10 protein-coding genes are annotated in these 12,460 nt (G+C 60.6%); 8 read left to right on the top strand and 2 right to left on the bottom strand.

Translation table 11 applies throughout. The features are described 5' to 3' along the window. The first annotated feature begins 1 nt into the window (after position 1). The 7 genes from paaG (at position 2) to paaY (ending at position 6,826) form a co-directional block, all read left to right on the top strand. Positions 2-787 (top strand): 2-(1,2-epoxy-1,2-dihydrophenyl)acetyl-CoA isomerase PaaG, encoded by a 786-nt coding sequence (gene paaG, locus ACOYA6_RS08135; RefSeq protein WP_138369142.1) that lies wholly within the window; start codon positions 2-4, stop codon positions 785-787. A gap of 1 nt (position 788) precedes the next feature. After that, entirely contained in the window at positions 789-2,210 is a 1,422-nt protein-coding gene (locus ACOYA6_RS08130) for a 3-hydroxyacyl-CoA dehydrogenase (protein ID WP_422654472.1), read from the top strand. Next, complete coding sequence (gene paaI, locus ACOYA6_RS08125) at positions 2,200-2,622, top strand: hydroxyphenylacetyl-CoA thioesterase PaaI (protein ID WP_039028520.1); 423 nt, start codon at positions 2,200-2,202, stop codon at positions 2,620-2,622. The genes ACOYA6_RS08130 and paaI overlap by 11 nt, the downstream gene beginning before the upstream one ends. Beyond that, positions 2,622-3,827: a 3-oxoadipyl-CoA thiolase gene (gene pcaF, locus ACOYA6_RS08120; RefSeq protein WP_138369140.1), complete on the top strand. Its 1,206-nt coding sequence runs from the start codon at positions 2,622-2,624 to the stop codon at positions 3,825-3,827. Before paaI ends, pcaF begins: the two co-directional genes overlap by 1 nt. Before the next feature lie 52 nt (positions 3,828-3,879). After that, positions 3,880-5,196 carry a phenylacetate--CoA ligase PaaK gene (gene paaK, locus ACOYA6_RS08115; protein ID WP_139565263.1) on the top strand — a complete coding sequence of 439 codons (1,317 nt, stop codon included), beginning with the start codon at positions 3,880-3,882 and terminating at the stop codon, positions 5,194-5,196. Between the two features lie 87 nt (positions 5,197-5,283). After that, a complete protein-coding gene (gene paaX / locus ACOYA6_RS08110) occupies positions 5,284-6,219 on the top strand; it encodes a phenylacetic acid degradation operon negative regulatory protein PaaX (protein WP_139565262.1) in 936 nt (311 codons plus the stop codon). A gap of 10 nt (positions 6,220-6,229) precedes the next feature. Continuing rightward, positions 6,230-6,826, top strand: a complete 597-nt coding sequence (paaY, locus tag ACOYA6_RS08105) for a phenylacetic acid degradation protein PaaY (RefSeq protein ID WP_039028524.1) — start codon at positions 6,230-6,232, stop codon at positions 6,824-6,826. A gap of 89 nt (positions 6,827-6,915) precedes the next feature. On the opposite strand, the gene ACOYA6_RS08100 is transcribed toward paaY, so the two are convergent. Beyond that, entirely contained in the window at positions 6,916-7,068 is a 153-nt protein-coding gene (locus tag ACOYA6_RS08100) for a Hok/Gef family protein (RefSeq protein WP_039028525.1), read from the bottom strand. A 272-nt stretch (positions 7,069-7,340) separates the two neighbouring features. Further along, a complete protein-coding gene (gene azoR / locus ACOYA6_RS08095; protein WP_138369136.1) occupies positions 7,341-7,946 on the bottom strand; it encodes an FMN-dependent NADH-azoreductase in 606 nt (201 codons plus the stop codon). Positions 7,947-8,149: 203 nt separating this feature from the next. Between azoR and hrpA the strand changes: the two genes are divergently transcribed. Further along, positions 8,150-12,052: an ATP-dependent RNA helicase HrpA gene (gene hrpA / locus ACOYA6_RS08090; RefSeq protein WP_422654471.1), complete on the top strand. Its 3,903-nt coding sequence runs from the start codon at positions 8,150-8,152 to the stop codon at positions 12,050-12,052. Positions 12,053-12,460 lie beyond the last annotated feature (408 nt).

The raw sequence follows: 12,460 nt of genomic DNA, 5'->3' as shown, positions 1-12,460 counted from the left end.
CATGGATTTCATTCTGAGTCACGTTGAGCAGGGCGTAATGACCATCACCCTGAACCGCCCGGAGCGTCTCAACAGCTTCAATGAGGAGATGCACCAGCAGCTGGCGGCGTGCCTGAAGCAGGCGGAGCGCGACGATACCGTGCGCTGCCTGCTGGTCACCGGTGCCGGTCGCGGTTTTTGCGCCGGGCAGGATCTGAACGACCGTAACGTCGACCCGAACAGTCCGGCCCCGGACCTCGGGATGTCGGTGGAGAAGTTTTACAACCCGCTGGTGCGCCGTCTGGCAAAACTGCCCAAGCCGGTGATCTGCGCGGTGAACGGTGTGGCCGCCGGTGCCGGAGCAACCCTGGCGCTGGGCTGCGACATCGTCATTGCCGCCCGCTCGGTGAACTTTGTGATGGCCTTCAGCAAGCTCGGTCTGGTGCCGGATTCTGGCGGCACCTGGCTGCTGCCGCGCCTGACGGGCCGCGCCCGGGCGATGGGCCTGGCGCTGCTGGGCGAGAAAATCAGCGCCGAGCAGGCGCACGCCTGGGGGATGATCTGGCAGGTGGTGGACGACGCCGAACTGACCGACACCGCCCGCCAGCTGGCCGTGCATCTGGCCGCGCAGCCGACCTTTGGCTTAGGTCTGATCAAGCAGGCGATCAACGCCGCGGAAACCAACACCCTGGACGCGCAGCTGGATCTGGAGCGCGACTATCAGCGCCTGGCCGGGCGCAGCGCCGACTACCGCGAAGGGGTCAGCGCCTTCCTCAACAAACGCGCACCGCAGTTTACGGGGAAATAAGATGACGATTCATACCGTAGCGGTCATTGGCAGCGGCATTATGGGCGCAGGCATTGCTGAAGTGGCGGCCAGCCACGGGCATCCGGTTCTGGTGTATGACATCAACGCCGACGCCATCTCCCGCGCCATCGACGGCATCCGCGGCCGTCTCGAATCCCGCGTGGCGCGCGGCAAGCTGGGCGCACACGACGCTGAACAGACGCTCCAGCGCCTGGTGCCGGTCACTGACATTCACTCGCTGGCGGCGGCGGACCTGGTGATTGAAGCCGCCTCCGAACAGATGGCGGTCAAAAAAGCGCTGTTCACGCAGCTGGCAGAGATCTGCCCGGCGAAAACGCTGCTGACCAGCAACACCTCGTCCATCTCCATTACCGCTATCGCCGCCGACCTGCGCCACCCTGAGCGCGTGGCGGGGCTGCACTTCTTTAACCCGGCACCGGTGATGAAGCTGGTGGAAGTGGTGAGCGGGCTGGCGACCTCTGAAGAGGTGGTGGCCCAGTTGATGGAACTGGCAACACGCTGGGGCAAGCAGCCGGTGCGCTGCCAGTCCACGCCGGGCTTTATCGTTAACCGCGTGGCGCGTCCGTACTACGCTGAAGCCTGGCGCGCGCTGGAAGAGCAGGTTGCCGCCCCGGAAGTTATCGACGCCGCGCTGCGCGAAGGCGCGGGCTTCCCGATGGGGCCGCTGGAGCTGACCGACATGATCGGCCAGGACGTCAACTTCGCCGTCACCTGTTCGGTTTTCAACGCCTTCTGGCAGGAGCGCCGCTTCCTGCCGTCGCTAGTGCAGCAGGAGCTGGTGCTGGCCGGGCGTTTCGGTAAGAAGAGCGGGCAGGGCGTCTACAACTGGCGCAACGAAAAGCCTGCGGTGAACTGGTTTGAGCATGTCGTAGGTAGTGACAGTGTCACGCAACAGCAAAAGAGAAGTGACGGTGTCACCGATATCGGCGGCGTACTGTTGATTGAAACTCAGGGTGAGACCGCCCAGGCGCTGGCGAACCGCTACGCCCAGCCGGTGGTGGTGTTCGACAGGCAGGAAGCCGACGTGACGGTGATTGCCGCCGCCGCCAGCAACCCGACCGCCGCCACCCTGAAAGCGGTGGGCTATTTCCAGCAGCAGGGCAAGCGCGTGCTGCAGGTGGCGGATTATCCGGGCCTGATTATCTGGCGCACGGTGGCGATGATCGTCAACGAAGCCCTCGACGCCCTGCAAAAAGGGGTCGCCAGCGAACAGGATATCGATACCGCCATGCGCCTCGGGGTGAACTATCCGCGCGGTCCGCTGGCCTGGGGAGAACAGCTTGGCTGGCAGCGTCTGCTGATCCTTCTGGAAAACCTGCAACGCCATTACGGCGAAGAGCGTTACCGTCCTTCATCCCTGCTGCGCCAGCGCGCGCTTCTGGAGAGTAGCTATGAGTCATAACGCCTGGCGCAACGCCCGCGCCATGTATGAAAACGATGCCTGCGCCCAGGCCTATGGCATCGACATTATCGAGATGGATGACGGCGTCGCGGTGCTGACCATGACCGTCACGCCGCAGATGCTCAACGGCCATAAAACCTGCCACGGCGGCCAGCTCTTTACCCTCGCCGATACCGCCTTCGCCTACGCCTGCAACAGTCAGGGGCTGGCGGCGGTGGCCTCGGGCTGCACCATTGATTTTGTTCGCCCGGCGTTTGCCAGTGACAGGCTCACCGCGAAAGCGCAGGTGCGTCATCAGGGCCAGCTGACCGGCGTGTACGACATTGAAATCGTTAACCAACAACAAAAAACCGTTGCCCTGTTCCGTGGGAAATCCCACCGCATCGGCGGCACGATCACAGGAGAAGCATAATGCGTGACGCCTTTATTTGTGACGGGATCCGTACCCCCATCGGCCGCTATGCCGGTGCGTTGTCTGGGGTTCGCGCGGACGATCTCGGCGCTATTCCGCTGCGCGAGTTGCTGGCGCGTAACCCGGGTCTGGATGCGGAGCGCATCGACGATGTGATCTTTGGCTGCGCCAACCAGGCGGGGGAAGACAACCGTAACGTGGCGCGCATGTCCCTGCTGCTGGCCGGGCTGCCGCAGACCGTCTCCGGCACCACCCTGAACCGTCTGTGCGGTTCCGGGCTGGATGCAATTGGCTTCGCGGCTCGCGCCATTCGCGCCGGTGATGGCGACCTGATGATTGCCGGGGGCGTGGAGTCGATGTCCCGCGCGCCGTTTGTGATGGGCAAAGCCACCAGCGCCTTCCAGCGCCAGAATGAAATTTTTGATACCACCATCGGCTGGCGTTTTGTGAACCCGCTCATGGCGCAGCAATTTGGTTCTGACAGCATGCCGGAAACGGCAGAGAATGTAGCGGAATTGTTAAGAATTTCCCGCGAAGACCAGGACGCCTTCGCGTTCCGCAGCCAGCAGCGTACCGCTCAGGCCCAGGCCAACGGCATTCTGGCCCAGGAGATTGTGCCGGTGATGATTAAGGGCAAGAAAGGGGCAGTCACCGAAGTGGTGCATGACGAACATCTCCGCCCGGACACCACTCTGGAGATGCTGGCCGGTCTGAAAGCCCCGTTCCGCGCGGGCGGCGTGGTCACCGCCGGTAACGCGTCCGGCGTGAACGACGGTGCCGCGGCGCTGATTATCGCCAGCGAAGAGATGGCGGCGGCGCAGGGCTTAACCCCGCGTACCCGCATCGTGGCGATGGCCACCGCCGGGGTTGAGCCGCGTCTGATGGGGCTGGGTCCGGTGCCCGCCACCCGCCGCGTGCTGGAGCGCGCCGGGCTGAGCATCAACGATATGGACGTTATCGAACTGAATGAAGCCTTTGCTTCCCAGGCGCTGGGCGTCCTGCGCGAGCTGGGGCTGGCGGACGATGCGCCGCACGTTAACCCTAACGGTGGCGCGATTGCCTTAGGCCATCCCCTGGGGATGAGCGGAGCCCGTCTGGCGCTGGCCGCCAGCAACGAGTTGCACCGTCGTAAAGGGCGCTATGCGCTGTGTACGATGTGCATTGGTGTCGGTCAGGGCATTGCCATGATCCTTGAGCGTGTCTGAACAATTATAAAAATGTGAGTACCCTACTATGACAACGACAACTGCAACGACAATGACATCGACAACAGCGCTTGATGCCATCGAAACCGCCTCCCTTGATGAGCTGCAGGCTCTGCAAACCGAGCGCATGAAGTGGACCTTAAAACACGCTTACGAAAACGTCCCGATGTACAAACGCAAGTTTGATGCGGCGGGCGTTCACCCTGACGATTTCAAAGAGTTAGCGGATATCCGCAAGTTCCCGTGCACCACCAAGCAGGATCTGCGCGACAACTATCCGTTTGATACCTTCGCGGTGCCGATGGAGCAGGTGGTGCGGATCCACGCCTCCTCCGGTACTACCGGTAAACCGACCGTGGTCGGCTACACGCAAAACGACATCGATAACTGGGCCAACATTGTGGCCCGCTCCCTGCGCGCCGCGGGAGGCAGTGCGAAAGATAAAATTCACGTTGCCTACGGCTACGGCCTGTTCACCGGCGGTCTGGGTGCGCACTACGGTGCCGAGCGCCTGGGGGCAACGGTGATCCCGATGTCCGGCGGCCAGACCGAGAAGCAGGCCCAGCTGATCCGCGATTTCCAGCCGGACATGATCATGGTGACGCCATCCTACTGCCTCAACCTGATCGAAGAGCTTGAGCGCCAGATGGGCGGCGATGCCAGCAAATGCTCCCTGCGCGTCGGCGTTTTTGGGGCCGAACCCTGGACTCTGGCGATGCGCCGCGAAATCGAAAAACGCCTCGGCATTACCGCTCTGGACATTTACGGCCTGTCCGAAGTGATGGGCCCGGGCGTGGCGATGGAGTGTATCGAAACCGCCGACGGCCCGACCATCTGGGAGGATCACTTCTACCCGGAGATCGTCAACCCGAACGACGGCACGCCGCTGGCGGACGGTGAGCAGGGCGAACTGCTGTTCACCACCCTGACTAAAGAGGCGCTGCCGGTGATCCGCTACCGCACCCGCGACCTGACCCGTCTGCTGCCGGGCACCGCCCGCACCATGCGCCGCATGGATCGCATCAGCGGTCGCAGCGACGACATGCTGATTATTCGCGGCGTGAACGTCTTCCCGTCCCAGCTGGAAGAGGAGATCGTCAAGTTTGAACACCTGTCGCCGCACTACCAGCTTGAGGTGAACCGTCGCGGTCATCTTGATTCGCTTTCCGTGAAAGTGGAGCTGAAAGAGAGCAGCCTGACGCTGACCCACGAGCAGCGCTGCAACGTCTGCCATCAGCTGCGCCACCGCATTAAATCGATGGTGGGGATCTCCACCGACGTGACCATTGTGAACTGCGGCAGCATCCCGCGTTCCGAGGGCAAAGCCTGCCGCGTCTTCGACCTGCGCAAGGCTGCCGCCAACGGCTGATCCTGACCTGCTGGCCCTCTCCGTATTGGGGAGGGCCAGGCTTGCGGGGCTATGCTATGATTCATCCGACAAAATAATCACAACAGAATGAATCAGATGAGTAAACTCGACGCCTTTATCCAGCACGCGGTCAGCTCCGTTCCCGTCAGCGGCACATCGCTGATCTCATCTTTGTACGGTGATGCCCTGTCCCATCGCGGGGGTGAAGTCTGGCTGGGAAGCCTGGCGGCCCTGCTGGAGGGGATGGGATTCGGCGAACGCTTTGTGCGTACCGCGCTGTTCCGTCTTAACAAGGAGGGCTGGCTGGATGTGGTCCGCATTGGACGACGCAGCTTCTACCGGCTGAGCGACAAAGGGCTGCGCTTAACCCGCCGGGCCGAGACCAAAATTTACCGCGCCGAGCTTCCTGCCTGGGACGGCAAATGGCTGCTGCTGCTCTCCGAAGGGATGGACAAAGCCACCCTGGCAGATGTGAAAAAGCAGCTGATCTGGCAGGGATTTGGCACCCTGGCGCCGAGCCTGATGGCGTCGCCGTCGCAACAGCTGGCAGATGTACAGACGCTGCTGCATGAAGCGGGCGTGGCGGACAACGTGATCTGCTTTGAGGCCCACTCGCCGCTGGCGCTCTCCCGCGCCGCGCTGCGCGCCCGGGTGGAGGAATGCTGGCAGCTCAGCGAGCAGAACCTGATGTATGAAACCTTTATCGACTCGTTCCGTCCGGTGCTACCTCTGCTGCGCGAGGCCACGCCGGAGGAGCTGACGCCGGAGCGCTGCTTCCAGATCCAGCTGCTGCTGATCCACTTTTATCGCCGGGTGGTGCTCAAGGATCCGCTCCTGCCGGAAGAGTTACTCCCGTCACACTGGGCAGGCCAGACGGCCCGCCAGCTGTGCATCAACATTTATCAGCGCGTGGCGCCAGGGGCGCTGGCGTTTGTCAGTGAAAAAGGGGAAACCTCGGTCGGCGAACTGCCGTCGCCGGGCACCTCTTACTGGCAGCGCTTCGGTGGCCTGACGCCCGCGTAAAGGAGGTTATGTGCCTGTATATCAAATCGATGGTCTGACACCGGTTGTGCCACAAGAGAGTTATGTCCACCCGACGGCGGTGCTGATTGGCGACGTGATCCTCGGCAAGGGGGTTTATGTCGGGCCTAACGCCAGCCTGCGCGGCGATTTCGGGCGGATCGTCGTCAAAGACGGGGCCAACATTCAGGATAACTGCATCATGCACGGCTTCCCCGAGCAGGACACGGTGGTGGAAGAGGAGGGGCATATCGGGCACGGTGCCATTCTGCACGGCTGCGTGATCCGCCGTAACGCGCTGGTAGGGATGAACGCGGTGATCATGGACGGAGCAGTGATTGGCGAAAACAGCATTGTCGGCGCGGCGGCCTTTGTGAAAGCGAAGGCGGAAATGCCTGCCGACTATCTGATTATCGGCAGCCCGGCCAAAGCCATCCGCGTGCTCAGCGAACAGGAAAAAGCGTGGAAAAAGCAGGGCACCCGGGAGTACCAGACCCTGGTGGATCGCTGCAAACAGACGATGCATCAGGTCGAACCACTGCACGAGGCGGAGCCGGATCGTAAGCGGCTGGTGTTTGACGAAAACCTGCGGCCGAAATCGGCCAGCTAAGAGTTAGCCCTCTCATTCGAGAGGGCTAAAAGATGCATTGAGATCCAGCCTGCTTGTGGGATACGCGGGGATTGCTCCCCGCGTTTTAGCTACTTCTTCGATTCGTAAGCGAGAACAGCTTTAAACTCCATACCACGTTCTTTTACGCTCAACTCACATAAGGTTTCGCGTACAAGAAGCGTAAATCCCAGCACTGTGCAGCACAGCACCACAATTGCCACAAGGGCGTACTTTGTCAGCATGTCATTGCCTCCTTGCTCAGAAGGGGCTAACATCCAACTTGCTAGGGTTTGGATGGTAGCCCCAGGTGGATTGAAAAATCTCCTGGGGCTTTTTACTGTCCAGCCTACGGCAAGTTTGCCTGAGGTTGAACAGCCTCAAGCACCCGCCGGCATAATAAGGATTTCTTTGAAGATGCGCAGATTACAGCGCTGATTCTACGAGGCGTCTCGTAAATGCAGGGGACGGCAGGGGAAATAAAAAAACTCCCACCGGGCGGTGGGAGTGGGAAATCTTATGCAGCAACCAGGCTGTCGATAGCGGCTTTGGCGTCGGTCTGGGCTTTCGTCGCCACTTCCGGACCGTAAGCGATACCTTCAGCGAACACGAAGTTCACGTCGGTGATACCGATGAAGCCCAGGAACAGGGACAGATACGGGGCAACCAGGTCGGTTGGGGTATCTTTGTGAATACCGCCACGGCTTGACAGCACAATCGCACGTTTACCGGTCACCAGACCTTCTGGTCCTTTCTCGGTGTAGCGGAAGGTTACACCTGCACGCGCCACCAGGTCGAAATAGTTTTTCAGCTGCGTCGGGATGTTAAAGTTGTACATCGGCGCGTTAATCACGATCACGTCGTGCGCTTTCAGCTCGGCAATCAGCTCATCAGACAGCGCCAGCGCTTCCTGCTGACGTGGGGTCAGTGGAGCATCGCTCGGACGCAGCGCGCCAACCAGTTCGCCATCCAGTACCGGTACCGGCTGAGCGGCCAGATCGCGGACGGTGATTTCGTCAGCGCTGTGCTGTTCACGCCACTGTTCAACGAAATAATCAGACAGCTGACCAGACTGAGAGTACCCTGCCAGAATACTGGATTTAAGAACTAATACTTTGCTCATGGGTGATTCCTTTGTTGTATTTGATGAGGGGGGTTACCCCGTTGCTTGATGACACTCTATTCACAATCCTGTCGCAGGGATAGCGCAATATATCGAAGCCTATGTTCGAAATTTTTGAATAAGGCGCAAAAACCGTCAATGTGGTACTCTATATCAATCATTAAAAAGAGATTTTATCCGGCAGTGCACTGCCCGTTAACGCTATGACAGAACAACAGAAATTAACCTTCCCGATGCTTATGCAACAGCTTGATACGCTGATGCTGCGTGACAAACAGCGCTTTGCCCGCCGTCTGCACGGGGTGAAGAAGGTTAAAAATCCTGATGCACAACAGGCCATTTTCCAGGAGATGGCGAAAGAGATTGAACAGGCGGCAGGTAAGGTCGTGCTGCGCGAAGCGGCGCGCCCGGCGATCGTCTATCCGGAAAACCTGCCCGTCAGCCAGAAAAAGCAGGAGATCCTCGAAGCCGTGCGCGATCACCAGGTGGTGATTGTGGCGGGGGAGACCGGCTCCGGTAAAACCACCCAGCTGCCAAAAATCTGTATGGAGCTGGGGCGTGGGCTGAAGGGGCTGATCGGCCACACCCAGCCGCGTCGTCTGGCGGCGCGGACCGTGGCAAACCGAATTGCCGAAGAGCTGCAAACCGAGCCGGGCGGCTGCATCGGCTACAAGGTGCGCTTCAGCGATCGCGTCAGCGACAACACCATGGTCAAGCTGATGACCGACGGGATCCTGCTGGCGGAGATCCAGCAGGACCGGATGCTGATGCAGTACGACACCATCATCATCGATGAAGCCCACGAGCGCAGCCTGAACATCGACTTCCTGCTGGGCTACCTGCGTGAGCTGCTGCCGCGTCGTCCGGATCTGAAAGTGATCATCACCTCGGCGACCATCGATCCGGAACGTTTTTCGCGCCATTTCAACAACGCGCCGATTATCGAAGTCTCCGGTCGTACCTATCCCGTTGAAGTGCGTTACCGCCCGATGGTGGAGGACGCCGACGACACCGAGCGCGATCAGCTGCAGGCCATTTTCGACGCGGTGGATGAGCTGGGGAATGAAAGCCCGGGCGATATTCTGATCTTTATGAGCGGCGAGCGCGAAATCCGCGATACTGCCGACGCGCTCAGCAAGCGCGACCTGCGCCATACCGAGATCCTGCCGCTGTACGCGCGTCTCTCCAACAGCGAGCAGAACCGGGTGTTCCAGTCCCACAGCGGCCGCCGCATCGTGCTGGCGACCAACGTGGCGGAAACCTCCCTTACCGTACCGGGCATTAAATATGTGATTGATCCCGGCACGGCGCGCATCAGCCGCTACAGCTACCGCACCAAGGTGCAGCGTCTGCCGATTGAGCCGGTATCCCAGGCCTCGGCCAACCAGCGTAAAGGCCGCTGCGGACGTGTCTCGGAAGGGATCTGTATTCGTCTCTATTCGGAAGACGATTTCCTGTCGCGTCCTGAGTTTACCGACCCGGAAATTCTGCGTACCAACCTGGCATCGGTCATTCTGCAGATGACTGCCCTTGGGCTCGGCGACATCGCCGCCTTCCCGTTTGTGGAAGCGCCGGACAAGCGCAATATCCAGGACGGCGTGCGCCTGCTGGAGGAGCTGGGGGCGATCACCACCGACGAGCAGGCCACCGTTTACAAGCTGACGCCAATGGGCCGTCAGCTCAGTCAGCTGCCGGTGGACCCGCGTCTGGCGCGTATGGTGCTGGAGGCGCAAAAACACGGCTGCGTGCGCGAGGCGATGATCATCACCTCGGCGCTCTCCATTCAGGATCCGCGCGAGCGTCCGATGGACAAGCAGCAGGCGTCGGACGAGAAGCACCGCCGCTTCCACGACAAAGAGTCCGATTTCCTCGCCTTTGTGAACCTGTGGAACTATATCGGCGAGCAGCAGAAAGCGCTGTCGTCAAACCAGTTCCGCCGCCAGTGCAAGCTGGATTTCCTCAACTACCTGCGGGTGCGCGAGTGGCAGGATATCTACACCCAGCTGCGTCAGGTGGTGAAGGAGCTTGGCGTTCCGGTGAACAGCGAGCCGGCGGAGTACCGCGAAATTCATATCGCGCTGCTGACCGGTCTGCTGTCGCATATCGGTATGAAAGATGCCGACAAGCAGGAGTTCACCGGGGCGCGTAACGCCCGGTTCTCTATCTTCCCGGGCTCAGGTCTATTCAAGAAGCCGCCGAAGTGGACGATGGTGGCCGAGCTGGTGGAGACCAGCCGCCTGTGGGGGCGCATTGCCGCGCGCATCGACCCGGAGTGGGTCGAGCCGGTAGCGCAGCACCTGCTGAAACGCTCGTACAGTGAACCGCACTGGGAGCGGGCGCAGGGGGCGGTGATGGCGACCGAGAAGGTCACCGTTTACGGCCTGCCGGTGGTGGCCGCGCGTAAGGTCAACTACAGCCAGATCGATCCGGCCCTGTCGCGTGAACTGTTTATCCGCCACGCGCTGGTGGAGGGCGACTGGCAGACCCGTCACGCCTTCTTCCGTGAAAACCTCAAGCTGCGCAGCGAAGTGGAGGAGCTGGAGCACAAAACCCGCCGTCGCGATATCCTGGTGGATGACGAGACGCTGTTTGAGTTTTATGACCAGCGCATCAGCCACGACGTGGTTTCTGCGCGCCACTTCGACAGCTGGTGGAAAAAGGTCAGCCGCGAGACCCCGGACCTGCTCAACTTTGAAAAGAGCATGTTGATTAAAGAGGGGGCGGAACAGGTCAGCAAGCTGGATTACCCGAACTTCTGGCATCAGGGCAACCTCAAGCTGCGCCTGAGCTACCAGTTTGAGCCGGGAACCGATGCCGACGGCGTCACCGTTCACATCCCGCTGCCGCTGCTCAACCAGGTGGAGGAGAGCGGCTTTGAGTGGCAAATTCCAGGATTGCGCCGCGAGCTGATTATCGCCCTGATTAAATCGCTGCCCAAACCGGTGCGGCGTAACTTTGTGCCTGCGCCGAACTATGCCGAGGCGTTCCTGGGGCGCGCCACGCCGCTGGAGCTGCCGCTGCTGGATTCGCTAGAGCGCGAGCTGCGTCGCATGACGGGCGTCACCATCGACCGGGAGGACTGGCACTGGGATCAGGTGCCCGATCACCTGAAAATCAGCTTCCGGGTGGTGGACGACAAAAACAAAAAGCTGCAGGAAGGCCGCTCCCTCACCGATCTGAAAGAGGCGTTGAAAGGCAAAGTACAGGAGACCCTGTCTGCCGTGGCCGACGACGGTATCGAGCAGAGCGGGCTGCATATCTGGAGCTTTGGTCAGCTGCCGGAAAGCTACGAGCAGAAGCGCGGCAACTACAAGGTGAAAGCCTGGCCCGCGCTGGTGGACGAGCGCGACAGCGTGGCGATCAAGCTGTTTGATAATCCGCAGGAGCAGCAGCAGGCGATGTGGCGCGGGCTGCGCCGTTTGCTGCTGTTGAACATCCCGTCGCCGATCAAGTATCTGCACGAGAAATTGCCGAACAAAGCCAAGCTGGGGCTCTACTTTAACCCGTACGGCAAGGTGCTGGATCTGATTGACGACTGCATCTCCTGCGGCGTGGATCAGCTGATCCACGCTGCGGGCGGCCCGGTGTGGACGGAAGAGGGCTTTGCGAAGCTGCACGATAAGGTGCGCGCCGAACTCAACGAGACGGTGGTCAACATTGCGAAGCAGGTCGAGCAGATCCTGACTGCGGTGTTCAATATTAACAAGCGTCTGAAAGGGCGGGTGGATATGACCATGGCGCTGGGGCTGTCGGACGTGAAAGCGCAGATGGCGGGGCTGGTCTATCGCGGGTTTGTCACCGGTAACGGCTACAGGCGTTTAGGCGATACGTTGCGCTATTTACAGGCGATTGAAAAGCGTCTGGAGAAGATGGCGATCGATCCGCACCGCGACCGGGCGCAGATGCTGAAGGTGGAAGCGGTGCAGCAGCGCTGGCAGCAGTGGCTGAACAAGCTCCCGCCAGCCCGCCGCGATGACGAAGACGTTCAGGAGATCCGCTGGATGATCGAAGAGCTGCGCGTCAGCTTCTTTGCCCAGCAGCTTGGGACGCCGTATCCGATCTCCGATAAGCGTATTTTGCAGGCGATGGAGCAGATCTCAGGGTAAAACCCTGCCCGGTGGCGCTGCGCTTACCGGGCCTACATGGTTTTTGCGGATGCATGTGGCACCGGTGGTAGTTCCGTTCACCTTACGTTTCTTGCTTCTCTGTTAATCCTGAACCTGTGAACGTGCCAGGGTGGCTCAATCGCCACCACCCTGGCTACCCGGGCTCCCGGCAAGAAAATCGCCGCTTCGCGGTGCCCTCAGCTTATTCCTTCAGGCTTTCGGGTCGGGCACCAGCCTGCATCCCTGCAGGCTATACCCTCTCGGCGCGTCCCTGCGCCTCGCCCCGGCCTTTCGGAAACGCTTCGGCGATTTTCAGCCGGACAAGGGTGCCGCTGTAAGTCATGATTCCCTTGATACTCTCTCATTGCGTTAAAAGTTGACGGGCCGGGTTTTGTAGGCCGGGCAAGC

It is taken from the genome of Leclercia barmai, assembly GCF_049312895.1.
In the GTDB taxonomy this organism is placed as follows: domain Bacteria; phylum Pseudomonadota; class Gammaproteobacteria; order Enterobacterales; family Enterobacteriaceae; genus Enterobacter; species Enterobacter barmai.
The sequence above is the reverse complement of the archived record's forward strand: the minus strand, read 5'-3'. Positions and strand labels throughout refer to the sequence as shown.